The sequence below is a fragment of the Rhodococcus sp. NPDC057529 genome (assembly GCF_042802055.1).
Lineage (GTDB): Bacteria > Actinomycetota > Actinomycetes > Mycobacteriales > Mycobacteriaceae > Rhodococcus_F.
In genome coordinates, this window is sequence record NZ_JBHVEY010000023.1 from 52,043 (window position 1) to 76,365 (window position 24,323).

The window sequence follows — 24,323 nt, forward strand, 5'->3', positions numbered from 1 at the left end:
TATCCGATGACCAGTCCGGATCCCAGCGTCACCATCAAAGCTTTACGCGAGATGCTCGTTGTCAAAGAACGCGAGGCCAATACCCTGCTCGACCGGATCGCCGGCCTCGAACGCGACCTCGCGCAGGCGACCGAGAACGCCCACCGCGCCGGCGCGCAGCCCGTCCGCGGCCTCGCGCCCACGGGCGGCGGTACCGATCCGGGCATCGTGGAGACCGACGATCGCCTGGTGCTGCAGGAAGTCGGCATCTACACCTACCATCACCCTCTCGAGAACGCCGCCCAGTACCGCGACCAACTCACCGACATACAGACCGCGATCAAGGAGGCAGTCATCAGCGGTGAGGCGATCGCCTCCTCGAACATGTTCAGCTTCAACAACTCCCTCGCCAAGGGCCGCAAGATGACCGCGGACCTGTCGAAGCTGATGTTGCGTGCCTACAACGCGGAAGCCGACATCTGCGTGCGCACCATCCGCGCCGGCAACCTCGCCACCGCGATCAAACGCCTCGACAAAGCAGCAACGACGATCGCGAAGCTCGGCGACATGATGGAAATGCACGTCGCCGACGCCTATCACGCCCTGCGGATCCGTGAGCTCGAACTGACCGCGGACTACATGATGAAGGTGCAGGAAGAGAAGGAAGCCCAGCGTGCCGAACGCGAACGCCTCCGGGAAGAACGCAAAGTCGAACAAGAACTCGCCGCCCAACGCGAGAAACTCGACAAAGAACGCGCCCACTACCAGAACGTGCTCACCTCCCTCGACGCCGCCGACCCGCAGGAGAAGCAGCGGATCCTCGACAAGCTCGCCGACCTGGACCGGGCGATCGAGGACAACGACTACCGGCAAGCCAACATCCGCGCCGGCTACGTCTACGTCATCAGCAACCAAGGAGCCTTCGGCCCCAACGTCGTCAAGATCGGCATGACCCGGCGCCTCGACCCCACCGACCGGGTCCGCGAACTCGGCAGCGCCTCAGTGCCCTTCCCCTTCGACACCCACGCCCTCTACTTCTCCGACGACGCCATCACACTCGAAAACGCACTGCACACCGCGTTCACCGGGCAGCGCCTCAACCACGCCAACCTGCGCCGCGAATTCTTCTTCGCCACCCCCGCCCAAGTCCGCGACGTCCTCGCCGCCCACGTCGGCAACCTCCTCGAATACACCGACCAACCCGAAGCCACCCAATACTTCCAGAGCAGAAACAACTGGCCGGCAGACGCCGCAACCGGGCCGGCAATCGCGCCGACGTGACAGTGCGCGTGCAACTCGTACCGTGATCCCCACCCGGGCTGTTCCCCGGACCCGGCCCCGCGAACGACCCGTTCGCGCAGCCGCCGCCGGAACAGGGCGGGCACCGGGACCTTCGCGCACGTCCGGCCGGATACGGCGGACGCCCAGAGTCGTGACGCGATCACGGGAACGGCTTCGCTGTACCGGCCGCCGCGATCCGGCATTCCTGCAGACGCAGGGAACACCACAATCCCTTTTCCGACTGTGCCATTCACGTAAATGAACATCAGGCACCCGCGGCCTGCGCACACCGCAATCCGCCCTACGATCGGCGCCGAGGGGTGCCGTCGCCTCCCACATTGCGACCGGAGGTGACCGATGAGCAGCTTCCCCGTCGAACGTGACCGTGCCGCTCACACACGGATCGGTGGCCGATGACCGTCGACCTGTCCAAGGCGGCCGACACCGTCGCCGAACCATGCCCCGATCAACCCGTACGCGGTCATCGCTCTCGTCGCCGCACTGCTCGGGTTGTTCCCCGTGGCGATCGTCTTCGGCATTCTCGCGTTCTGGCGACCGGCCGGGCGGACCATCGCGGTCGCGGCACTCATCCTGGGGATCCTGGAGGCACTTGCCGCCGGGACGATCCTGCATTCGGCTGGGGCCTCCCTCTCGGACGCGGTCACGGACTCGTCGCCGGCCACCAGCTATTCCCTCCCCTCGGCGCAGGCCCAGGACCTCACGCCGGCGTCCGCGGTCCCGCCCGCCCTCGTTCCCCCCCGCTGCGGCAACCACCACCGAACCCGAGCCCGAAGCCACCACCACCGTCGACGAGCCCGAGCCCACCACATCCCCCACGGTCACCGGGGACTGCGACACATCCGTCGACAACCACGCCACCTCCGCCGACGGCACCTTCCTCAAATGCACCTACGCCGGATCCACCCGCCCACACTGGGTGAGGTCCGTGCCGATCATCGGCCAAGCCGCCGAAGGGCAGAGCTGCAACCCCGCCGCCACCGGGATCGCGATCTCCCCCGAAGGTCAGGATCTGTTCTGCGTCAGCAACGGTCGCACCGGGACCGGTACCTGGGCACCCGGACCCTGACAACGCACGGCGCCGGCAGCCTGTGCCGGACCGGTCCCCTGGCCGAGCACCAACACACCAACGACAGGAGCGTGCCCGGTGGTCGCAGTCGACGACACGGATCTCCGCATCGACACGGTCGAACGCACCAACCTGTGCGCGATCGTCGCACTGTTCTGCGCCCTGACGGGCCTGTTCATTCCAGCCCTGGTATTCGGTGCGATCGGCTACGTCGAGACCGGCGGACGCGAATACGAAACCGGATCGTCTCTCGCCGTTGCCGCACTGATCCTCGGTGCCATCGAACTCACCGCCGTCGTGGTGGTAGCCGTTGTAGTTCTTGTGTCCCTGCACTGAACCGAATGCCCGGCTGGTCAACGTAAGTCGACGCCTGGGTGAGCGCTCCCCGACGCGCCGGGCAGCGTCACCTCCTCTCACGGAACAGTCATCCCAGTGGTGCAGCCCACACGGCGAATCAGACCCATCTCGCGGCGTCGCGACGACCCTGCAGTGTTCGGCCACACCGACGACTGCAGTACGAACTGCGAGACCTCACCCCACCACTCGACGACAGCCCTGTGTCCAGGCCTTTCCTCGCGCGCGCTCGGCGCCTCGGCGCATGCCCCGACCCTGGCGGCACGGGCCGGTGGCTATCGTCCTTCGACCAGTTTGCCCTCGACACGCCGCGAGACCAACGGCTCGGCGCCGAGTCTGCGGTCGATGTGGATGAGGGTGACCTGTGTGATCGCCGCTGCGAGCGTACTTTCGAACGCCGCGCGGGCGTGGGCTGCGCACCGGCTCACCGGACCGTTTTCGTAGAGCCGTGCGATCGCCGCGGGCGGGGTGAACCTGCCACCCATCCGGTCCTGCCCGCTGATCCCCCGGAGCCGGCCCTCCCACCACCGACGCACCGCCTGCTCATGGGCGATCGACGCCGGTACTTCGACGTCGACGATGCGCACGTCGGTGTAGTCGTGCTCACTGAGCTGGGCCATGAGGATGTCCCCGAGCGGACCCCATTGCAGGGTGCCTTCGATGACGACGTTCTCGCGTCGTTGCAGGCACACCTCGCGGACGTCGTCGATGACTTCGGTGGATTCGGCGTGGACCAGGGCCGCGAGCTCCCGGGGAGCTATGGGGTGCGCATCGGCGAGCGTCGTCGACAGCAGGTCCGCGTAGTGACCGTCCGCGATGGCGCGGCGCAGGAGTTCGTCCTTGACGATGTCCGCGTCCAGATATCGGTAGCTGGTATCGACCAGGTGACGCTCACGCAGCGCCGTCGACTTGCCGGCCCCCGGTGGCCCCGCAGAAATTACCGCGGCGCAGTGCCCGTCGCGATCGGGCTCCGCGAGGTCGAGGTACCACTCGATGACCTCCTGCAGCGTCCGGTCTCGCCGGCGATCATTCGCGTACAGGTCGAGGGTGCTCCGGCCACTGTCAGGGTGCAGCGGCTGCCCGTGCTCCCCCAGGTGCACCAATTGCCGAGAAACCACCTCGCGCAGTGGTTCTCCCGCCACGCTCACCGCCGGGCCGCAGCGCGCTGCGCCTGCCGTGCGGTGCGGGTGGCATCGAACAGGACGTCCCACTCGTCGTCGGCGAGCAAACCCCGCCGATACGCCCGCCGCACCTCGTCCCAGCTGCCCTTGGCGTACGCGTCCACCCGCTGGTCGCCTTCGGTGGGGACATAGCCGTAGGTGTAGTTCCAGTGCACCAGCGTGTCCATCATCTCGTCATCGGTGATCACCCCGGCCGAGCGCTGGTAAATCACCTCCTGCGGGGTTCGCTCGAGTTCGCCGGGCTGCTGCAGGACCCGTTGCGCGAGCCGGTGGACCTGCGTTGCCGAGATTTCCAGGAGATCAGCGATCTGGCGCAGCGTGAAACCCTCGTTCTGCGCCTTGCCGATCAGCCGCAGTCGGTCCAGCCGCAGGAGGTGCTCTCGCGCGGAATTGGCAGCGAGAGCACTTCTGATATCGGTGACGGTCATACCCACCCCTTCCCGAACTCTTGTCCCAAATTGTAACACCAATATGGGAAATCTGACCTGCTGTGATCAGAGCGGCACCCGCCCGGTCCGATTCGGACCGCACCGGCTCGCCACACGGTTCTCCCGCGTCGGCGGCGGATAGCCCGGCCGACCGGGACGCGTCCGCGATGCGGCACGCAGCCTTCTCCGATCTGCCCCTCCAGACGACCCTGACCACCTATGCCTCGCCGCCGATCCACCGCGAGCCGACGGCGAACAGGACCAGACTGGGGACGCGCAGAGAAGGACAGTTCGCGCATCGCCGGGCGCGCCAAGCACATCGAGTTCAGCATCTGGTTCTCCGTCGCGACGACCTGCTGGGTGCCCCAGACACATGTAAAGTGTTACCGATAACATGCCATGTCGGGTAGCCTGAAGCCTTGGGAGTGGTCGCTCTTGCCCATAAGCTTCGAAAGGTCACCGTGATCCATCTCGACGCACAGTCGATTTCCACGCTGGTAGACACACCCACTGCTGTCCGCCACATTGGCGCAGTCCTCCGTTCAGGTTATGACCCGGAACGCGACAGCGCTCGACTGTTCAGTTCGCTACCTGACGGAGAATTCCTGATCATGCCCACCGCTGCGGGGCGGTACTGCGGGACGAAGGTGCTCACACTCGCACCGTCGAACCCTTCTCGGGGCCTTCCGAAGATTCAGGGTATGTATGTTCTGTTCGATGCGGATACCCTCGCCCCGCTCGCTACGTTGGACGGGGTCGAACTGACCTTGATCCGAACCCCGTCGGTCACCACACTTGCCGTCTCACACCTGCTGGAACGGCGCCGACCGCATCGCGATGGCAGGTCGTCAGTCGGGCGCCTCGTGGTGTTCGGCACGGGTCCGCAGGCTCACCGTCATATTGATGCATTCGCAGCAGTTTTCACACTCGAGGACATAGTCGTCGTCGGACGCACCCAGGACAAGGCTCATCGGTTCATCGATGCACGACCCGAGGGTGGTCGCATTCGAGCCGGTTCAGCCTCTGACGTTGCGGGAGCCGACCTAGTTCTGTGTGCCACCTCCTCAGCAACTCCGCTCTTCAGCAGTGACCTCGTGTCGGACGAGACGGTCGTCGCTGCCATCGGATCTCATGGGTTCGACGCCCGCGAACTCGATCCGACTCTCGTCCGGCGCTCGCACGTCTATGTCGAAGCCCGCGCGTCGGCTCTCCGGGAGGGCGGAAATCTCATACCCGCCAGAACAATCGACGAGTGGAAGTCACGCCCGCTCCCCAATATTGCCGATCTCGTGAATGGAGACGCCTTCATCCCTGAGGTCGGACCGCTCGTCTACAACGGGATTGGAATGTCCTGGGAAGACGTCGTCGTCGCATCGCACTGTTTCGAGGTGGCATCGAGCCGTACCCCGTCGACGCTGTAGAGCGTCGATCAAACACCCCACCGTGAAAAGGAATCGTCTTGCCGGTCGCTGTTAATGTCCGCTCAGATCGATGGTGGCGAGTTGCGACGTTTGTCGGCTTCATGGGCATTGGCGTCGTTGCCTCCTCGTGGGTCGTCCGTACTCCCGCTATTCGCACCGCCCTGGATGTGTCGACTTTCGGCATGGGTGTTGTCATCCTGTGCCTGTCGATCGGCTCGATGACTGGACTTTTCCTCGCCGGCCGTTTGGTAGCGCGACTGGGGGGCAGAAGTTCCATCGTCGTCTCGGTGATCGCGATGTGTCTTGGCATGGCGTTGCTCGGCGTGGGCACGGCAGTGTCCTCCGAACCTCTTGCGGCAGGCGGGCTCGCCCTCTTGGGGGCGGGCTCCGGGATTGGGGAAGTGGCACTCAACGTCGAAGGATCCGCGCTGGAGAAGCGCCGCAACCGCAGCTTCCTTCCACTGTTACACGGTGCGTTCAGCCTCGGCACGTTGCTCGGAGCGGCTCTCGGAGCCCTCGCCGAATTCTTGGATGTTCCGCTTGTGTGGCACTTCTGCGTGATCGCAGTGTCGGTAGCCAGCTGCAGTTTGGGCGTGGTTCGATTCTTCCCTCCCCATACCGGAAAAGTCGCCACCGCCGCCAGCAAGTCGGCAAGCAGCGGTGTTGCGGTATGGAAGAACCCACAGATCCTCCTTATCGGTCTCATCGCGCTCGGCATGGCCTTTGTGGAGGGGACGGCCAATGACTGGCTGACCTTGTCGATAGTGGACGGCTATTCGGTCTCCCCCACGGCCGCGTCGGCGTGCTACATCGTGTTCGTCGCATCGATGACGGTCACCCGCCTCCTCGGCGGAGGCTTCGTGGACCGCTTCGGACGCGTCGCGTGCATTCGAACCTCGGCCGGGATCGCGACAGTCGGTGTACTGCTCGTCGTGTTGTCGAGTGATGCGCCCCTTGTCGCACTCGTTGCTGGTTGCGCGTTGTGGGGTACTGGTGTGGCGCTCGGGTTTCCCCTCGCTATTTCCGCTGCGGCCGCGACGGACGGCGCCGCCGCAGAGCAGGTAGGCGCGGTCTCGATCCTCGGCTACACGGCATTTCTCGTCGGCCCGCCATTTCTGGGTCTTCTCGGCGAACACTTGGGGCTGCTCAACTCGTTCTACGCAGTCGTGGGCGCCGCGGTACTGGCAGTGCTTGCCTCGGGCGCCGCGGCACGTACGCCACGCAGCGCCGGGAGATAGTTCCCGGAGACCGGCACGGCGAAGACGGAGGAGGCCTCGCGGATCGTCGACTACACCCGCACCCGGATCGAGCGATGGATCATCAAGGTACGTTTTGCCCTTCCGAGAGGATCTGCCGCGGCGTTTACCACCACGTGCGCGCAGCCCAAGTGCCCGTCGGGGAAGTCCTGCGCCCATCCGTCGATGCTGAGGCGTGCCCACGCCTATCAAACCGCCGGACGTCCTCGGCGCCGGCTGCCGGCGCAGCGCAGTGAGTCCGCGCCCTCTCTGGGGCCACGGCGGCGTGGACGCACCCGTCGGCGGAGCCGGGCGCTGAACGTTGGGCCGGACCGTTTCCGTCATGCGGGTATGCGATCGCCAAACTGCGTATCTCCTCGGGGCGGCAGTTATAGCTTCGGGGAGTACCTGCCACAAACGCTCGACGAATCGGCTCGTCGTCATGCCGAAGTGGACGAGAATGTCCTCCTCGGTTGCTCCTCCATATGGCGCCCATACACTGGCGAACTCGATGAGGAGCTCCGCTTCGACGTCAGAATGGCGGCGCTTACGGTTGGCTTCGGCAAGAGCGGCGCGACGCCTGTCGAGCCATCGGTGATACTCGTAAGTGTTCATGGGATTTCACATATCCAGGAAGGTCGGGGACGGTTCGGCTTTGTGGTGCCGCTTGTCGCAGCGATGCCTTGCGGGGACTTCTCGCTCGCGCTGACCGGCGGGTACGTATGCCACCGCAACTCATTCCCCGGTAGCTCGTCCGACGTTCCACGCAATCTCCTCCCCGGCTACTGATGAGAATGGCTCGCGGTGCAGTCTGTCTATGCCTCAGTGCGGATCCATGTTGTTTCGCGTTCGGGCTCGGCCGGAGCCGGGATGGACGGGTCGCTCGATGTGAGCAGCACGCGCATCTGTTCGTACTTCTCCGGCGATCGGCTACGGAGCCACAGCGCGTATCCGACACCGAGGAGGGCGCTGGCCGGTACCAAGCCGACCAGAATCGTGGTGAGCGCACCTGAGGTCCCGAGGAGAAGTTCGACGCTACTTACTGCCACGATGAAGACGGCCAGCATGCCGAGGATCGCCAGGGTGGGCGCGATCTTGGTATGCCACAGTCGTGTGTCGACTTTGGTGCGTCGGAAGAACACGAGGATCGCGACGGCCGCTATGGTCTGCGCTCCGATGATTCCGAGAGTGCCGATGCCCGCCAGCCAGGTGAACAGCGTTGTGTACGGGTCGAGGCCGATCACCGCGAATGCGAGCACGACGATGGCGGCGCTGATGGTCTGGGTGATCGCTGCGACGTGGGGGGTCTTGTTCACGCGGCTTGTGTGACCGAGTCGCTTCCACACCAGTCCCTGCCGTCCGATGGCGTACAGGTATCGCGCGAGGTTGTTGTGGAAGGTGACGATCGCAGCGAAGATCGCGGTGACGATCAGCACCTGGAAAAGGTGGGCAGCCCACGGTCCGAGGGCCTGACCACTGACGAAGAAGATCAGATTGCCGGACTCGGACTGTGCGACGCTCTTCGCGTCGGCTGTGCCTGTCGCGTTGACGATCAGGAACGATGTCACGGCGTAGACAGCGGCCATGAAGACAACGGCGAAGTAGGTGGCCCGCGGAATGGTGCGCCGCGGGTTCTTCGCCTCTTCGCAGTAGATCGCGCTGCCTTCGAAGCCGATGAACGTCGTCAGCGCGAACATGACCGACACGCCAACTCCCGATGCGAACAGTGCAGAGGTGCTGAACGGCTGGAGGGTGAGGCCGTCGGCGGCCTGGGTGTCAGGGCTGAACACGATGCCGGCGCCGAGCACGATCAGCATCAGGCATTCGAGCGTGATGAGCACCCCCAGAATGATCCCGCCAGCGTGTGCACCGCGCAGACCGAGACCGAGACACAGCACCATCGCAAGCACCGCGCACGCCCACCATGGCACGTCGATTCCAGTGGCGTTGTGGACCAGGCTACTGAGGTAGTACCCGAAGCCACCGTACAGCGAGAACTGAATGCAGCTGTAGGAGAACACGGTCAGCGACGCCGATCCCAGGCCCGTGACCCGGCCCAGTCCGCACGTGACATAGGAATACAGGGCGCCCGCGTTGGTGACATGGCGGCCCATGGCGAGATATCCCACGGCAAAGAGCACGAGGATTCCGGCGGCGACGACGAAACTGGCGGGCGTGCCGGCACCGTTGCCGAGGCCGATCATGATCGGGACGATGGCGACGACACCGGTCAGCGGTGATGCCGCGGCGATGATGTAGAACACGATCGCCGAGACGCCAAGTGAGTTCCTCTTCAACCCGTGGTTGGCGGACGCGCCGTCACGGGGGACGGCGCCGGATTGCTGTGGATTCTCGTTCTGAGTGATCGCCATCGTCGCTCGATTCTTTCCGTGATGTGTGATCGGTAACATATTACGGACGGCACGAAGACGTCAAGGGTCGCGATGAGGATTTACAACGGGTTCACGAGAGTTCGCGGGCCATTGCCGACCGGCGAGGGGATCGTCGCGCCGCAACGGCACGAAAAGGCGATGAGAGATAGCTGCCGGTGCGGGCCTTCGCGCGCATAGTGAGCGCCTGGAACACGTCGAAGCCTCCATGGCTTCCCCGCAGTTCAGCCGTGATCGCCGTGCTGTTCGCCGGCGATCACGCCCCGCTGCCGTCCTTGTGCTCGAGCCGAGGAGGGTGACGCTGCTGCCCGCTTCAGGGCGTGGCACCCGCGGTCGACCTGTGCATTCGCGAACGAGGAGAATCCGGCGCGGGCGGCCGCACACCTGCGCCACGTCGCTCACCGCCTTGGCACCGACTGGCGTATGCCGCTCCGGCAATGGTTCCAAGTCGTGTCGGCCCTCGCATTGCACACCGCATCCGCGGGCAAGAGCATTTCCACTCGACGAAGCGAATGAAATGCCAAAGGGTGTGGGATCGGCGGCAATCCGCCGATCCCACACCCACCCGCCACCATGTGACCCGCCGCGGTAGTGCCGTCGAATGTCACGATCCGCCGCTCAATCACTACCGTGGACGATGCCTCAGCACGCACCGCGGGCAACCTGATAGCCGCCTGGGTGCGACAGCCGGATCGGCCCGGCCCAGTAGGATCGACGCCCCTTCCCTACCGGACCGTCACTTGGCCGGAGGTGCGACGAAGATGGGCCCGCGTTCGATCACCGGGTCGAGAATGCCGGATTCGATCTCGTCAGCAGCATCCATGGCGCCGGCGGGATTGCGGTGAGGGTGCGGGTACTGCAGTTTTGCCTCGACCTCGGGCGAGTACAGATAGACGCCCACCACGAGTAACGAGAGCGGGTAGAAGGTCTCCGGGGAGGTCGTGTCCAGCGCTTTCAGTGATGTGAACAGTTCCTCGTCGGCGACGTCCTGCAACGATTCGAGTGCCACCGCGATGGTGTCGAAATGTGGGTCGAGGACCGCAAGAGCCTCATCCACGAGGTCCTCGAACGTTCCGATCCGATCGGCCGCGATGTGCCCGGGCGCCTCGGGTATCAGGGCGGCAGCGATCCGGCGAAGGTTCTGCATCTCGGCGTCGGTGAGTTTGCGGCGTGCGGTCTTGCGGACTGTCGGCGCAGAAAGCCTCTGGAGACTCGGGGTGGCAACCGTGGTGGGTTGAGTCATTTCGCGCCTTCCTTGATTTCATCGGCCAGATCGCGCGCGATCCGCAATGCGAGCGCGGCAATCGTGCTTGTGGGATTGGCCGATCCGCTGGTGACGAAGATGCTGCCGTCGGCGATCCGGAGGTTGGGGACGTCATGACAGCGGCCCGTGGGGTCGACCACGGAGGTGGCGGGATCGACACCCATTCGAGCCGTCCCGAGCAGATGGCCTGGTTCGCCCGGCATATCGGGAATCGGGAGAATCCGCTTCGCCCCGGCAGCGCGGTGCGCCTCGCTCATCTTCGCTACCGCGAAATCCCGTATCTTGAGCGTATTTTCGCTGTACCGGTAATGAATTTTCGCGGCGGGCAGGCCGGAGCTGTCACTGATGCTGTGATCGAGTTCGACCCGATTGCACTCTTCGGGCAGGTCCTCGATGTTGCACGCCCACAGGACGGCGCTACGCGCATCGTCGACGATCTGATGGAAGTTCTGCCCCCATAGTGCGTCGAAACCCAGCGAGCGCGCAGGCTCAACGCCGTTCATCAGCAACCCGGGCGCGGTGGACGCATGCATCTTCAGGCCGCGGTAGAACCCTCGGTCCAGGTCCGTCTCGTAGAACTCCATCGAACTGATGACGGCGCCAAGCGGTCCGCGCCAGGTTTCGAGGTCGTCTTCGTAATAGCCGAGCACCATCGAGTTCGGATGCAGCATGAGGTTCTTGCCGACGAGGCCGGATGAGTTGGCCAAGCCGGTTTCGTCCTTGCCCGACATCAACAGAAGTCGGGGCGTTCCGATGCCGTTCGCACAGAGCACGACGTGGGTTGCGGAGATCGTTTTGACGCTGTCGGTCGTGCTGTCGATCCATTCCGCGCCGATCGCGCGATTTTCGGAATCGGTGAGGATGCGTTTGACTCTGGCGCCGGTGATCAGGCGGGCGCCCGCCCTGATCGCGGCAGGCCAATAGGCCAGGTCGAAGGACGCCTTCGCGCCCTCCGGACAGCCTTGTACGCAGGTGCCCCAGCGTGCGCATGCCGCCAGATCACCGTGTTTGTGGGTGGGGATGGCGTTGGCTCCGTACCACCAGTGCCAGCCGAGCTTGTTCAGACCTTCGGCGACCCGTTTGCCGGCTTTGCCCAGCGGGTGTGGTGGTTGCGGGAATTCGAGCCCGTCCGGGTAGGCCGGGTCGTCGTCCAGTCCGGAGGCACCGATGAAGCTGTCGGTTTCGGAGTAGAACGGAACCAGGTCGTCGTAGGTGATCGGCCAGTCGTCTGCGATTCCATCGAGCGTTTTGAGATGGAAGTCCGACGCAGCCAGGCGTGGCCACAGTCCACCGAAGTGAATGGTGGAGCCACCGACGGCGCTGTACATCGACGGTGGCAGTTCCGCGTCGCTCACCTCGAGCGGGTAGTCGGCCTGGTTGCGTCGGTGGTTCGGCTCGAGGCCCCAGTGGGTGCGAGCGACCAATTCCCACATTCGATGGTTGGCAGCGTAGTCCGTCGGATTGAGCCAATCACCCTGTTCCAGACAGGTAACCGAGATGCCGGCGACTGCGAGCGAATGCGCGACAACAGCACCGGACGGCCCTCCACCGATGACGAGCACTTGTGTCTGGTCGGGCTGTTCTACAGTCACCCTGGCTCCTCAAGTATACAATGTTACGTGTAGTCGGTTGTATACTACCAATGAGAGCGAGCGAAGCATAGCCTCGCAATCGACCCAGATGCGGCCGGCCACAAACCCATCTCCCACCTGCAGGAATGCAGAGCCCCGAGCGACTACCCCTCCCCTGCGCGGGCAGTTACCCGCCCCTGTTCCGAATGCGCGAAACAGGGTGGTCGTAGGTAGTATATTACACTTGACATGCTACCCATAGAGTGATGAAGTAGATGTACGCGAAGCTCTCCTTAATCTGTGGTGGTCACGACGTCTGATAGGCGTGCGATGGATACCCACGAACTAGACGGGTAGGTAACAGATGGTTGTTTCCGAAAGTGTCAGGCAGCATGCCCATGTCATCGGCGGCCGCGATGTACAACCGGAGGATGGGTACATCTCCCGGGTGAACCCCGCCACCGGCGAGGTCGTTGCGATGTACGCAAATGGCACGGTAGAAGAAACACTGTCCGCCATTGCGGCAGCACGAAACGAATTCGACTCGGGCACCTGGCCGCAGCTGTCGGGAACCCAGCGCTCCCGGATCCTTCAACGGTGGAGCGATCTGATCGAGGCACACGCCGAGACCCTGGTGCGCATCGAGATCGAGGAAGGCGGAAAGCCGGCCCGGGTTGCCCGCGGAGACATCGAGGGCGTTGTCGCCCTGACGTCGTATGCCGCAGCGCTCGCCCAGAACTTGACCGGTGAATCGCACACCGACTTCGGGTCCGATCTGCAGGCCATGGTCGTCCACGAACCCGTGGGCGTCGTCGGAGCGATCGTGCCCTGGAACTTCCCCAGCATCATCTTTGCGCAGAAGGTGCCGTTCGCACTGGCCGCCGGGTGCACCGTCGTCGTCAAGCCGTCCGAGATGACCTCCGGTACCGCCATCGAGATGACTCGGCTCGGACACGAGGCCGGCATTCCCGCCTCCGCCTTGAACGTGGTGACCGGTTACGGCGTTCCTGTCGGCGACACCCTCGTCCGCAGCGAGGATGTCGACATGATCTCGTTCACCGGATCCACCCGTACCGGTTTGCAGGTGCTCAAGGGGCAGGAAGTCAACTTCAAGCGCGTGTCCCTCGAGCTCGGCGGCAAGTCCGCGGCCATCGTGTTCGCCGACGCGAACATCGACGCGGCGATCGACGGCGTTCTGTTCTCGATCTACATGAACCAGGGTCAGGTCTGCTGCGCCGGATCGCGTCTGCTGGTGGAGGATTCGATCGGCGACGAGTTCCTTGCACGCTTGGCCGATCGCGTCAACCAGTTGTCCGTGGGAGATCCGGCGGACGCCTCGGTCGATCTGGGGCCGCTGATCTCGGAACAGCACCGCGACCTCGTGGCCGGGTTCGTCGACCGCGCTGTTCAGGACGGCGCCTCGCTCGGAACCACCAACGCGCTTCCCGAGGTTCCGCAGGGGACGGCGTTCTATCCGCCGGTCGTCCTGAACGGGGTGACTCCCGACATGCCGGTTTTCCGCGACGAGGTCTTCGGTCCGGTGTTGACCACCACCCGGTTCACGTCCGTCGACGAAGCAGTCGAACTTGCGAACATGTCCCAGTACGGGTTGGCCGGCAGCGTCTGGACGACGAACATCGACACCGCGCTGACCGTGGCACGCCGGGTGCGGACCGGAACGATCGAGATCAACACCTCGCTCGAGGGACAGCCTCAACTTCCCTTCGGCGGGTACAAGATCAGCGGGATCGGCCGTGAGAAGGGCGCCGAGGGGCTCCGGGAGTTCACCGAGACCAAGACCATCGGTATCCGCACGACCCCCCGCACCCCGTTCTTCTGACCACCACGCCCGCAACTCCCCCACACTGCGAAGGACACCAACTCATGCTCGAAGGCATTCTCTCAGCGATGCTGACCCCCTTCACCGCGGACGACAAGGTCGACGAGGACGCACTGCGCGCGCTCGTCGACCGCGGTGCGGCCGACGGCCTGGCCGGCCTGATCGTCGGTGGTGGAACGGGCGAGTTCGCCACCTTGAATCATCAAGAACGCAAACAGGTCCTCGAGATCGTCGTGGAACAGAACGACGGCCGAATGGACATCGTCGCCCAAACCGGTGCGACGACCACCCGTGAAGCGGCCGAACTGTCCGCGCATGCACAGCAGGTCGGTGCCGCTGCGCTGATGTTGGCAACGCCCTACTACGAGCCGCTCACGTTCGACAACGTCCTTCCCTACTTCAAGGACGTCGCCCGCGCCTCGACGCTGCCGATCGTGGCCTACAACTTTCCGCCCGCAATGAACTTCGCCTGGCAGGTCGACACCCTCGAGACGCTGCTCCGCGAAGTACCGTCGGTGAAGTTCCTCAAGGATTCCTCGGGCGAGACCGTGCTCATGGACCACTTCGACAGTCCCGACCCCGAGGGCTTCACCGTCTTCAACGGTGAGGACACGCTCGTCGGCGACACGCTCCTGCGAGGATCGAAAGGCGCGATTGTCGGGGCTGCGAACGTCGCCGGCCCGGGCCTGGTGACGATGTTCCGCGCAGCACAGTCGGGCGACAAGGATGTCGTCGCATCGATCGCGCGCGAACTCAAGCCCCTGTTCGAGTCCTTTCAGGACGGCCCGTACAACGGCAAGCTGAAGGCCGTGCTCCGCATCCTCGGCCACGACATCGGCGTGACGCGCGCACCGTACCTGATGCCCGACGATGCACAGGTCAAGGCACTCGAGGCCATCATCGAACAGATCGACCCGACGCTGCTCACCGCGACCGCGGCGGTTGCTGCCTCCCAAGGCTGAATGAAGGACCTGATCATGGAATTCAAGGTTATCGACGTCCACTCCTCGGGCGCTCCGTGTCGGATCGTCATCGACGGTCTCGACCAGCTCGGGGTTCAAGGTTCGACAATGCTCGAGAAGAAGAAGTACATCGAGCAGAACCTCGATTGGTTTCGCACCGCATTGTTGAAGGAACCACGTGGCAACGTCGCTCTCAACGCAGATCTGGTGCTTCCGCCGTGCGACGAGCGCGCCGATGTCGGCCTGGTGATCCTCAACCAGCGTCCCATCGCCCCACTGATGTCGGGTGGAAATATTCTGGCGTTCCTCACCGCGATCCTCGAATCCGGCGTGGTACCGGTCAATCCTGACTCCGACATCACCACGGTGAACGTCGACACCCCCGCCGGCCTGGTGTCAGCGACGGCGAAGATCGGTCCCGCCGGCAAGGTCGAACATGTCACGGTGGCCAACGTTCCCTCCTACGCCACGCACCTCGACGTCCCACTCCAGATCCCCGGAATCGGCACAGTCACCGCCGACATCGCCTACGGTGGAATGTTCTACGCGCTGGTCGAAGCCGAGGCGCTCGGTATCGAACTCACCGCCGACAACGCCGCCGTCATCGGCGAAATGGGCGAGCGCGTACGGGCCGCCGCAATCGAGTCGGTCGTGATCGACAATCCGGCCGCTGAGGGGCTCAGCGCCGTAGACGCCGTGATGATTTACGGTCCGCCGAAGTTCGCGGAGAACAACTGCCGCAACGGCGTCGTCATGCCGATGCTCCCCGGCCCACCCGCGTATCCCACCGGTCTGCCCGCGTTGATCGACCGCTGCCCCTGCGGTACCGGGACATCGGCGATGATCGCCGCTCTGCGGGCGAAGGGAAAGCTCGCCGTCGGCGAGGATTTCCGCATGGAGTCGATCATCGACGAGGTGTACATCGCCAAGGTCGCCGAGGAAGTGGAATTCCACGGCAAGCCTGCGATCATTCCGGAACTCACCGGAACGGGCTGGATCATTGCCCGCTCCGACATCGTCATCAACGAGAATGATCCGCTGGCTCATGGTTTCACCGTCGGCGACATGTGGCCCGGAAGGCCCGCCGTCAACTCCTCGAGCTAGCCGGCAGGTATCGTCCCCGAAAGCCTGTAGCCCCACCAGAGCATTGGTGGGGCTACAGGCTTTCGGCGCTTGTCTGTTCAGCAGCATCTTCCGGCCAGCCGAGGGTTTCGACCGCGGCGTTCGGTCGACAGTCGCACGTTGCGTGCAAATGCACGCAGCCGGATACCGAAGGTCTCGTTGTCCGTCGAGGCACTCGGACGATCCAGGTCTTGGCACCCGATGTGAAGCGGCAGCGCCAGCTCCCGAACCCGCACACCGGCGACCAGGGCCGACGTTCACGCCACGACGATGAGATGTTCCGTCGTTACCCCGCCTTGTGCAGCGGTGCCATGGATCCCCACAGAGGTGGGGCACCCACGGCACCAGCTCAGAGGACGCGCACCGGTGTTAGGTCGCGTCGATCGATTGCAGACTTCCGGGTTCGGGGGCTGCGCCTCGGGCGAATGCACCGACACACAGTCAGCAGGTCGCACACATCATTTCGCACTGGTCGGCTGCGGCTCCTCTTCGCTTGCTCGAGTCGTCCGAAGAATGGGACTCAGAAGCAGACCGACCGCAGCAGCGCCGGCCGCGAGGATGATCGCGTTCAGAACGCCGGTGTGATCGGCCAGGAAGCCGATGAGCGGCGGCCCGGAAAGGAACGACACATAGCTGATCGTGAGCACAGCGCTGACGCGTCCCGCCGCGCGTTGCGGATCATCGCCCGCAGCGCTGATACCCAACGGAATCCCCAAAGACGCACCGATACCCCAGAACACAGCTCCGGCGATCACGAACGCGGTAGACGAGGTGAGGGCCACGCTCAGTACTCCCAGGATCGCGGACACCGAACACAGCACTGCCGACCATTGCCGGCCGAGGCGCTCGATGGCGACCGGCCCCACGAACCGACCAATGGTCATCGCCGCGGTGAAAGCGGCGAACATCAACGAACCATTCGACTCGGACACACCGTGCCCGTCGATACTCGCCACCGCTAGCCAGTCATTTCCCGTTCCTTCGCAGAACGAGAACATGGCGATGAACGCACCGATGATCAGGGTGCGGGGCTCGCGCCACGCAGAAAGCGCACCTCCGGCACTCGACTCCGAAGACGCCACTGCAGCCGTATCGGTGGGAAAGTTGCGGGTGATCAGGGGCGTGAGGCCGAGCAATACTGCGGCGACGATCAGCACATGAACAAGGAACGGAATATCGAAACGAAGCATCAACGACCCGAATCCCGCACCCACCACAGCCCCGATGCTGAAGCCGGCGTGCAGTCGAGGAATCAAAGGACGCTTCAGCTGCCCTTCCAGAGTTGTCGCTTGACAGTTCATCGCGACATCCCAGGTCGCGTGCCCGACTCCCAGCACGAACAGTCCTACGACCACAGGCACCACGCTGTAGTTCGCGCTGAACGCCACCGTCGCCAGGCCCACCGCGAACATCATCGAAGTACGGACAACTGTCTTGTTTGCGCCGAAGCGTCCCACCACCAATCCGGTGAATGGCAGGACGATCAGTGCTCCGGCCGACAGCGCGAGCATCAGCGCTCCCAGTTGACCGTTCGTGAGTCCGAGCGCACCGCGCAGCGTGGGAATACGGGAGATCCACGTCGCGAAGATGAAGCCGTGCAGCATGAAGGTGCCGCCCACTGCCCATATGGCTCGTCGATGCCAGTCGACCTCAGCGGTCTCGGCGCTTTTGCCCTCCCCGGGCGTGCTGTTGGTAGGGGTATGACCGTGCACTTGCATCTCCGAACTGCCGCTGAGGTTCACATCTTCGCAGCGGGCAATATGTGACCGCTGACATGTAATATAGGACACGCCTCGGATGGCCCGGGGTCGGCGCGGTAAATTCCGCGTTTCTTATATTGCGCCGCTGACGAATTCGCCCCAAGGGGCGAGCTTGTTGCCGAGCAGACCCAACGGTTCCCGCGGCTCGAGTGACTGACGCGTGACGTCCACGAATCCCGCCCCCGCAGCCGCCACATTCGACCCCCGGCGATGTCGCGCACCCCTGCCGGCCGGTCGGCCACCGACTTTTCCGACCACGAAGCGCAGGGTGCTCCACGGCCGGATCACCGCCTTGACCAGCCGCACGAGGCAGTCATATACTACCGATTACATTCCATATGTGATCCACGACTCATGCGAGAGCGGCACGAACGGCCGGTGGTGCATCCACCACCCTTCGAGCGGGTTTCAGGGCGAACCCCGCTCGTCGCCGACCGATCTGCCATCGCGATTGAGGTTCGTGACTCTCCGAACGAAGGACCACGCGTGCGTCACTCGGCCATATGCAGTCCCCCGGCACGACCGCGCCACGACGGGCACAGACTCCGATCCTCGCCCACGACGAGCGCCGCCAGCCCGATACTTACACCGCATCCCCTAGGAGCCACGCGATGAGCCAGCATTTCAGTCGCCGCGAGGCCCTGCGTCTGGGCGCCTTGGCCGCCGGGGGCGCCGCGTTGCTCGGCAGCGGAGCGTTGACAGGCTGCGCCTCGCGCGGGTCCATGACCGACCCGAACGCCTACTCGTTCGGTCCACCACAGGACGGAGTTCCCACCCCTGGTGGAACACTTCGGGTGGGGCTGATCTCGGGTGGCAACGCGGAAACACTCGACGTCCGGCGAACGACGCAGGTACCCGATATCGCGCGAGTCTCCGCCCTGTACGACCCCCTGTGGTTCGTCGGCGAGCGAGGGACGGTCGTCGCCGGACTCGCGGAATCGTGGGACTCGAACGACGCCGCCGACGTGTGGACGATCCAACTGCGCAGAGGCGTCCAGTGGCACGACGGCAAGTCCTTCACCGCCGCGGATGTCGTCTACACGATCCAGAATTCCTGGGTGGCCCCGGAGAACGGATTCGGTGCGGTCCTGCAGCAGATCATCGATGCCCCGAACGTGCGGGCCGACGGCGAGTTCACCGTCGTTGTTCCCCTCAAGCGTCGCCTCGCACAGTTCCCGACCGTGGCGAGCATTCAGAACTGCTACGTCGTCCCCGACGGGTTCACCAGTTGGGACCGTCCGGTCGGCACCGGTCCGTTCAAGTTCAAGAGTTTCACCGCCGGCCGCCAGAGCGAATTCGTCGCGAACGAGAACTACTGGCGTGGTTCGGGCCGGCCTCCCGTCGATTCGCTCATCATCGATTCGTCCTTCGCCCAGGACGACACCCGCCTCAACGCGTTGCTGGCGAAGTCGATCGACATCATGCCGGGAATTCCGCCCGCGCTCGCCCGCGCGAACCAGTCGGCCGGGCGAATCAACCTCGGCAATCAGCCGGGCCCGGGTTGGACCGGCCCGGTCTTTCGCGTCGACACCGAACCCTTCCGCGACCAACGGGTCCGTGAGGCCCTCAAGCTGAGCCTGGATCGGCAGGCGGCGGTCGACCTGGTCTTCAGCGGATACGCCACCGCCGGCAACGACTGCTGCGGCTACACCGGTCAATACTTCGCGAATGACCTGACCTCGTCCTACGACCCGGACAAGGCGAAATCGCTGCTGAAGTCGGCGGGCTTCGACGGGCTGGCCGTCTCACTCGACACGGCCGCACTCTCCGGCCAAACCAATTCCCTGGCGACCCTGTTCAAGGAGCAGGCCAAGAAGGCGGGAATCGACGTCACCGTCAACCAGAGTGACCCCTCGACCTACTTCACGCCCGCGGGGGGCTACCAGACCCGCCCGTTCAGCATGGAACTGTGGACCAACGGCGTCAATTCCCTGACCTTGTTCTACCTCCTCGACCTGGTCGAGGGTGCACCGTTCCAGGTGTCCTACTGGGGCAGCCCCGAACACGACGAGCTTGCCTACGCGGCCATGGCCGAGAAGGACGAGGCACGTGCAGCCCAGAAGTGGCACGACGTGCAAGTACTTCAGCACAACGAAGGTGGAACGCTGAACTACGCCAACTACAACTGGCTCGACGGCTACGGACTCGGCGTGCGCGGGACCAAGACCACGAACGCAGGGCCGTGCAACAACTTCGATTTCAGTTCCACCTGGCTGGAAGGCTGAGCAATGTCCACGACCCAACTGGCGGCCGCACCGGAGAGCGCTGAGAAGGACACCGGCCGCCGCCCCCTCCGCTATCGCTATCCTCTCGGCGCGATGATCCTCCGCCGCATCCTCGCAGGTATCGCCACGGTCTTCGCCGCGTCGGCTCTGGTCTATGCGGCCATCATGGTGCTGCCCGGTGATGTGGCGACCGTGATTCTCGGGCGAAACGCAACCCCCGAACGCATCGCCGAGGTCGAAGCACAGCTGAATCTCGATGCACCGGTCTACGAACGGTATTTCCAGTTCCTCGGCGACCTGTTCACCGGAAATCTGGGCTACTCGACCGCCGGGCTCGTCCAGGGGGTCCAGATCCCGGTTGCGGACATCATCGGCCCTGCGTTTGCCAACTCCGCTGTTCTGGCAGCAGTGACCATGATCCTGTTCATTCCCCTGGCACTGGGACTCGGGCTCCTCACCGGAATCCGGGCATACAAGCCCACCGACCATGTCGTATCGATGACATCTCTCGCGATCAGTGCGCTGCCCGAGTTCCTGGTCGCGTCGGCCCTGATCACCATCTTCTTCTCGTGGCTGGGTTGGCTGCCACCCATCAGCGCGATCCCCGCTGGTGATGTCGCATTGTCACATCCGGACATGATGGCGCTCCCGGTCCTCACCCTCCTCACGGTGAGTCTGGCATTCGGCTCTCGCATGCTCCGGGCCACGGTGATCGACGTGATGGCGCAGGACTACGTCACCATGGCCCGATTGAGCGGGTTTCCCGCGCGCGAGGTGATACGCAAGTACGTCCTGCCCAACTCGCTGGTCTCCACCGTGCAGATCTTCGCTCAACAGCTGCAATACCTCATCGGTGGCATCATCGTCGTCGAGGCAGTGTTCAACTACCCCGGCATCGGCAGTACCTTGGTGCGCGCCATCGCCGTGCGCGACACCCAAGAAATCGTCGTTATCGCAACGATTCTGGCGGCGACGTACATTCTGATCAACCTCGTCGCCGACCTGATCTGCATCGTGTTGGATCCGAAGATTAGGACGGCAGTGTAATGAAAACCCGTCTCACGCAGATACTGTCCCAGACCAGCGGCCGCGTCGGCTGCATTCTCCTGGCCTTCGTCGGCGTCGTCGCAGTAGGCGGGCCATTCATGGCCCCCTACTCGCCGACCGAGCCGATCACCGCCCCGGGGATGGGCCCCGGCCCGAGTGTTCTCGGGACCGGGTACCTGCTGCTCGGCTCCGACTATCTCGGCCGCGATGTGCTCTCCCGGGTGCTGTCCGGCGGGCTGTCGGTCATCGCGATCGGGTTGACCGCAACACTGATCGCGTACCTGGTCGGAGTCACGCTCGGCCTACTCGCCGGGTATGTGGAGAAATACGTCGGTGCCGCCGTCATGCGGTGTGTCGATGTCATTCTGGCCTTCCCTCCCCTTCTGGTCTTGCTGCTGCTCGTCGGTGGCCTCCAATCGCACATCTGGGTGTTGATCCTCGGCGTCGTGATCGTTCAGATTCCCAACATCGTCAGAATCACTCGTGCATCGACCGCCGCCGTCGCACGGTCGGCCTACGTCGAAGTGGCCAAGGCCCGCGGGGAACGGACGCCCACGATCTGGAAGCGCGACATTCTGCCGAATATCCTTCCGACTGTCTTGGCGGACTTCGGTATTCGATTCGGATTGTCGATCATCCTGGTGGCGAGCATGAACTTCCTCGGACTGGGTCTCGCACCGCCGGCCTCCGACTGGGGTCTGATGACCTCGGAAAACCAAAGCCTCGTCACCCTCAACCCGCTGGCGATCGTTGCGCCCGGCATCATGCTCGCACTGCTGTCGATCGGTGTGAACCTCGTCGCGGACGCCTATGTCAAGGCCGTCGCCGGTCGCGGGACCACCCGGCGGATGAAGAAAACGAAGAACGATCGCCTCGGCATCACACAACCGGTGATCGATCCTACGGACAGCGAAGGTGTCACGCTGCGATGACCAGCTCCCGATCTACCGGCGACATCGCCGACCGCCAGTCGGTCCAGCCCGTGGCTGCCGTCAACAATCTGCGAGTGGAGACGGGCGATGGTCTGTGCATCGTCGACGACGTCTCGCTCGACCTTCACGCCGGCGAAATCCTCGGCGTGGTCGGCGAGTCCGGCAGCGGAAAGACCACCTCCGTTCTGGCGTTCTTCGGATTCGCTCAGCACGGCGCGAGGTTCGTCGACGGCGCTGTCACAGTCCCCGGTCGCGATCCCATCGACCTGCCCACTGCCACGAATATGCGCGATCTGCGGGGGCGGTACTTCAGCTATGTTCCCCAAAACCCGGGTACCGCATTGAATCCCACCATGCGTATCGGGAAGTTGCTGCGCGAGGTCGGTGACCGCCGGGCGGCAGTGGACCCGGATTTCCGGGAACGCCGCGAAGTGATGACGACCGAGGCCCTCGACATCGTCGGACTCCCGACAACCGGGGAGTTCCGTAAGCGGTACCCCCATCAGCTCTCTGGTGGGCAACAACAACGAGTATGCATCGCCATGGCGCTGCTGTCCGGCTCCAAGGCGATCGTTCTCGATGAACCCACCACCGGGCTCGACGTCATCACCCAAGCCGCGGTGATCCGCGAACTCCAGAGACTGCGATCCGAGTTCGGCGTCTCGATGGTGTACATCTCGCACGACCTCGCCGTCGTGTCCCAGCTCGCCACCCGCGTCGCCGTCATGTACGCCGGGCAAGTCGTCGAAATCGGCCCCACCGACGACGTTCTCCGGCGCCCGTCACACCCATACACCCGAGGACTCCTCGAATCACGGCCCGATATCCATCGCCCCCGCGCGTTCGGTCGAGATGAGGACGACCGCGCGCGCCCTCTGGAGGCGCGATCGAGTCAGATACCGGAGAGTGAACCCACCGACGCCGTGTTGGATGTTCGTGGCTTGAACATCACCCACCGTGTTCGTGGTGTCGCGGCAGCGTCGGTCCGCGACATCAGCTTCGACCTGAAGCGGGGTGAGTGCCTGGCCTTGGTGGGCCAGTCCGGGAGCGGCAAGACCACCATCGCCCGGGCGGTCGCGGGAATTCAGAAGATTGACTCCGGTCAGTTCGTCCTGGGCGGCCGGCAACTGCCATCGAACAGCGCCGCCCGTACCGTCGAGCAACGGCGCGACCTCCAAATCGTCTTCCAAAACGCTACCCAGGCCTTGAATCCACGGGAAACCGTGCACACCGCGATCGAACGGGTCCTGCGACAGACGAAGAAGGCTGATCCCTCCATCACCACAACGACGCCGGAACTGCTCGCGATGGTGCGTATCCGAGAAAATTGCGCGAATCGGCTCCCTCGTGAGCTCTCGGGTGGCGAGCGCCAGCGCGTATGTATAGCCCGGGCACTCGCCGCATCACCGAAGGTGATCGTGTGCGATGAAATTACCTCCGCCCTCGACGTCACAGTCCAGGCCGCCGTTCTCGAACTGCTCAACGAGCTGCGGCGTGATCTCGGTGTCGCCCTGCTGTTCATCACCCACGACCTCGGCGTTGTGGCCGGGATCGCGGACACGGTGATGATCCTCGAGAACGGACAGGTCAGCGAACGCGGCTCGGCAAAGGAAGTATTGGAGTCACCTACCTCGGACTACGGCCGGCGTCTGGTTGCTGCGGTTCCGACCCTGTGCTGACAGGTCAACTCATCGCACCAGCCGAGGCGGACAGCTGCAGCCATGAGGGCTGCAATTCCTCCTCGGCCTGGAGAACTCGCGGACACGATCTCGCGCACGCAGATGAACCCCTGATCCCCGCGGCGTCGAAAGTCGGTTGCGATCAGCAAGTGCTTGGTTCATCGAGTCCCAGCCGCGTATCGACGGTCCGGTTCGACGAGCTCGCCCCACGGTCAGCGCGGGCGACACGAGCGCTCCGCCGAATCACCACTGCGACCCGATCGATCCCGTCCACCGACGGGTAGGTAGGTCGATCCTCAACTTCGCCCCAGGAACAGGACTCATGACAACCTTGTGGCAGGAATGCCCGGCCACCGAGGCCGATATGTACACCCATGCGCACGACCTCGTCGTGTCTGTCTTGTCAGCGGTGACCGGGTTCGTTCGTAGGTAGGTGATCTCGGCATCGCCTGTCGACACGATTCTCGAAAACGGGGCTACCCGGTCTGGCACCGTTCGGTACCGGACTCGACGGAGTCCGGTACCGACCTCGGGGGCGAGGTTCCTCGATATGGTCACCGAGAGT

General features: G+C 64.1%; 20 protein-coding genes. 12 read left to right on the forward strand and 8 right to left on the reverse strand.

The annotated features are described in order from the left end of the window. Positions 1-6: 6 nt before the first annotated feature. A complete protein-coding gene (locus ACFU5V_RS33915) occupies positions 7-1,260 on the forward strand; it encodes a DUF4041 domain-containing protein (RefSeq protein WP_378704541.1) in 1,254 nt (417 codons plus the stop codon). Positions 1,261-1,652: 392 nt separating this feature from the next. Here the strand turns inward: ACFU5V_RS33915 and ACFU5V_RS33920 are convergent, their stop codons facing one another. Continuing rightward, the gene (locus ACFU5V_RS33920) at positions 1,653-1,850 is read right to left on the reverse strand and encodes a hypothetical protein (protein WP_378704544.1); all 198 of its coding nucleotides are present in this window, start codon (positions 1,848-1,850) and stop codon (positions 1,653-1,655) included. A 356-nt stretch (positions 1,851-2,206) separates the two neighbouring features. Here ACFU5V_RS33920 and ACFU5V_RS33925 point away from each other — a divergent pair, with 356 nt between their 5' ends. Next, positions 2,207-2,347 (forward strand): hypothetical protein, encoded by a 141-nt coding sequence (locus ACFU5V_RS33925; protein ID WP_378704546.1) that lies wholly within the window; start codon positions 2,207-2,209, stop codon positions 2,345-2,347. A gap of 78 nt (positions 2,348-2,425) precedes the next feature. Continuing rightward, on the forward strand, positions 2,426-2,683 hold the full coding sequence (locus ACFU5V_RS33930; protein WP_378704549.1) for a hypothetical protein: 258 nt from the start codon (positions 2,426-2,428) through the stop codon (positions 2,681-2,683). 293 nt (positions 2,684-2,976) lie between these two features. On the opposite strand, the gene ACFU5V_RS33935 is transcribed toward ACFU5V_RS33930, so the two are convergent. Both ACFU5V_RS33935 and ACFU5V_RS33940 read right to left on the reverse strand, forming a co-directional pair. Continuing rightward, positions 2,977-3,819, reverse strand: coding sequence for a zeta toxin family protein (locus tag ACFU5V_RS33935; protein WP_378704552.1), 843 nt, complete (start codon positions 3,817-3,819; stop codon positions 2,977-2,979). 26 nt (positions 3,820-3,845) lie between these two features. Beyond that, positions 3,846-4,310, reverse strand: a complete 465-nt coding sequence (locus tag ACFU5V_RS33940; protein ID WP_378704555.1) for a winged helix-turn-helix domain-containing protein — start codon at positions 4,308-4,310, stop codon at positions 3,846-3,848. A 461-nt stretch (positions 4,311-4,771) separates the two neighbouring features. On the opposite strand from ACFU5V_RS33940, the gene ACFU5V_RS33945 reads away from it, so the two are divergent. Then, on the forward strand, positions 4,772-5,731 hold the full coding sequence (locus ACFU5V_RS33945) for an ornithine cyclodeaminase family protein (RefSeq protein ID WP_378704731.1): 960 nt from the start codon (positions 4,772-4,774) through the stop codon (positions 5,729-5,731). Between the two features lie 38 nt (positions 5,732-5,769). Further along, entirely contained in the window at positions 5,770-6,969 is a 1,200-nt protein-coding gene (locus ACFU5V_RS33950) for an MFS transporter (RefSeq protein ID WP_378704557.1), read from the forward strand. An 812-nt stretch (positions 6,970-7,781) separates the two neighbouring features. Here ACFU5V_RS33950 and ACFU5V_RS33955 read toward each other — a convergent pair. The 3 genes from ACFU5V_RS33955 to ACFU5V_RS33965 all read right to left on the reverse strand — a co-directional run bounded on the left by ACFU5V_RS33955 (position 7,782) and on the right by ACFU5V_RS33965 (position 12,212). Next, positions 7,782-9,338, reverse strand: coding sequence for an APC family permease (locus ACFU5V_RS33955; protein ID WP_378704560.1), 1,557 nt, complete (start codon positions 9,336-9,338; stop codon positions 7,782-7,784). 754 nt (positions 9,339-10,092) lie between these two features. Then, positions 10,093-10,599 carry a hypothetical protein gene (locus ACFU5V_RS33960; protein WP_378704562.1) on the reverse strand — a complete coding sequence of 169 codons (507 nt, stop codon included), beginning with the start codon at positions 10,597-10,599 and terminating at the stop codon, positions 10,093-10,095. Continuing rightward, on the reverse strand, positions 10,596-12,212 hold the full coding sequence (locus tag ACFU5V_RS33965) for a GMC family oxidoreductase (protein WP_378704565.1): 1,617 nt from the start codon (positions 12,210-12,212) through the stop codon (positions 10,596-10,598). Before ACFU5V_RS33965 ends, ACFU5V_RS33960 begins: the two co-directional genes overlap by 4 nt. A gap of 343 nt (positions 12,213-12,555) precedes the next feature. Between ACFU5V_RS33965 and ACFU5V_RS33970 the strand changes: the two genes are divergently transcribed. Genes ACFU5V_RS33970 through ACFU5V_RS33980 form a run of 3 tightly spaced genes read left to right on the forward strand, consistent with a single transcriptional unit; the run spans position 12,556 to position 16,097 of the window. Beyond that, positions 12,556-14,031: an aldehyde dehydrogenase family protein gene (locus tag ACFU5V_RS33970; protein ID WP_378704567.1), complete on the forward strand. Its 1,476-nt coding sequence runs from the start codon at positions 12,556-12,558 to the stop codon at positions 14,029-14,031. A gap of 44 nt (positions 14,032-14,075) precedes the next feature. Beyond that, on the forward strand, positions 14,076-14,993 hold the full coding sequence (locus ACFU5V_RS33975) for a dihydrodipicolinate synthase family protein (RefSeq protein WP_378704570.1): 918 nt from the start codon (positions 14,076-14,078) through the stop codon (positions 14,991-14,993). Positions 14,994-15,008: 15 nt separating this feature from the next. Then, the gene (locus ACFU5V_RS33980) at positions 15,009-16,097 is read left to right on the forward strand and encodes a proline racemase family protein (RefSeq protein ID WP_378704571.1); all 1,089 of its coding nucleotides are present in this window, start codon (positions 15,009-15,011) and stop codon (positions 16,095-16,097) included. A 476-nt stretch (positions 16,098-16,573) separates the two neighbouring features. Here ACFU5V_RS33980 and ACFU5V_RS33985 read toward each other — a convergent pair whose 3' ends face one another. Together ACFU5V_RS33985 and ACFU5V_RS33990 are read right to left on the reverse strand one after the other, a co-directional pair. Continuing rightward, a complete protein-coding gene (locus ACFU5V_RS33985; protein ID WP_378704574.1) occupies positions 16,574-17,734 on the reverse strand; it encodes an MFS transporter in 1,161 nt (386 codons plus the stop codon). 213 nt (positions 17,735-17,947) lie between these two features. Beyond that, the gene (locus tag ACFU5V_RS33990) at positions 17,948-18,181 is read right to left on the reverse strand and encodes a hypothetical protein (protein WP_378704576.1); all 234 of its coding nucleotides are present in this window, start codon (positions 18,179-18,181) and stop codon (positions 17,948-17,950) included. A gap of 305 nt (positions 18,182-18,486) precedes the next feature. Between ACFU5V_RS33990 and ACFU5V_RS33995 the strand changes: the two genes are divergently transcribed. Genes ACFU5V_RS33995 through ACFU5V_RS34010 form a run of 4 tightly spaced genes read left to right on the forward strand, consistent with a single transcriptional unit; the run spans position 18,487 to position 23,758 of the window. Next, a complete protein-coding gene (locus ACFU5V_RS33995; RefSeq protein ID WP_378704579.1) occupies positions 18,487-20,100 on the forward strand; it encodes an ABC transporter substrate-binding protein in 1,614 nt (537 codons plus the stop codon). Positions 20,101-20,103: 3 nt separating this feature from the next. Continuing rightward, positions 20,104-21,147 carry an ABC transporter permease gene (locus ACFU5V_RS34000; protein WP_378704582.1) on the forward strand — a complete coding sequence of 348 codons (1,044 nt, stop codon included), beginning with the start codon at positions 20,104-20,106 and terminating at the stop codon, positions 21,145-21,147. Beyond that, complete coding sequence (locus ACFU5V_RS34005) at positions 21,147-22,079, forward strand: ABC transporter permease (protein ID WP_378704584.1); 933 nt, start codon at positions 21,147-21,149, stop codon at positions 22,077-22,079. The genes ACFU5V_RS34000 and ACFU5V_RS34005 overlap by 1 nt, the downstream gene beginning before the upstream one ends. Next, positions 22,076-23,758 (forward strand): ABC transporter ATP-binding protein, encoded by a 1,683-nt coding sequence (locus tag ACFU5V_RS34010; RefSeq protein ID WP_378704586.1) that lies wholly within the window; start codon positions 22,076-22,078, stop codon positions 23,756-23,758. Before ACFU5V_RS34005 ends, ACFU5V_RS34010 begins: the two co-directional genes overlap by 4 nt. The last annotated feature ends 565 nt before the right edge of the window (positions 23,759-24,323 follow it).

What these genes read in the sequence shown, in the direction of transcription:
- ACFU5V_RS33970 (WP_378704567.1), top strand. Translation starts at nt 12,556, where the DNA reads ATGGTTGTTTCCGAAAGTGTCAGGCAGCATGCCCATGTCATCGGCGGC.
- ACFU5V_RS34005 (WP_378704584.1), top strand. Translation starts at nt 21,147, where the DNA reads ATGAAAACCCGTCTCACGCAGATACTGTCCCAGACCAGCGGCCGCGTC.
- ACFU5V_RS33980 (WP_378704571.1), top strand. Translation starts at nt 15,009, where the DNA reads ATGGAATTCAAGGTTATCGACGTCCACTCCTCGGGCGCTCCGTGTCGG.
- ACFU5V_RS33975 (WP_378704570.1), top strand. Translation starts at nt 14,076, where the DNA reads ATGCTCGAAGGCATTCTCTCAGCGATGCTGACCCCCTTCACCGCGGAC.
- ACFU5V_RS33940 (WP_378704555.1), bottom strand. Translation starts at nt 4,310, where the DNA reads ATGACCGTCACCGATATCAGAAGTGCTCTCGCTGCCAATTCCGCGCGA.
- ACFU5V_RS33915 (WP_378704541.1), top strand. Translation starts at nt 7, where the DNA reads ATGACCAGTCCGGATCCCAGCGTCACCATCAAAGCTTTACGCGAGATG.
- ACFU5V_RS34000 (WP_378704582.1), top strand. Translation starts at nt 20,104, where the DNA reads ATGTCCACGACCCAACTGGCGGCCGCACCGGAGAGCGCTGAGAAGGAC.
- ACFU5V_RS33955 (WP_378704560.1), bottom strand. Translation starts at nt 9,338, where the DNA reads ATGGCGATCACTCAGAACGAGAATCCACAGCAATCCGGCGCCGTCCCC.
- ACFU5V_RS33920 (WP_378704544.1), bottom strand. Translation starts at nt 1,850, where the DNA reads ATGAGTGCCGCGACCGCGATGGTCCGCCCGGCCGGTCGCCAGAACGCG.
- ACFU5V_RS34010 (WP_378704586.1), top strand. Translation starts at nt 22,076, where the DNA reads ATGACCAGCTCCCGATCTACCGGCGACATCGCCGACCGCCAGTCGGTC.
- ACFU5V_RS33995 (WP_378704579.1), top strand. Translation starts at nt 18,487, where the DNA reads ATGAGCCAGCATTTCAGTCGCCGCGAGGCCCTGCGTCTGGGCGCCTTG.
- ACFU5V_RS33960 (WP_378704562.1), bottom strand. Translation starts at nt 10,599, where the DNA reads ATGACTCAACCCACCACGGTTGCCACCCCGAGTCTCCAGAGGCTTTCT.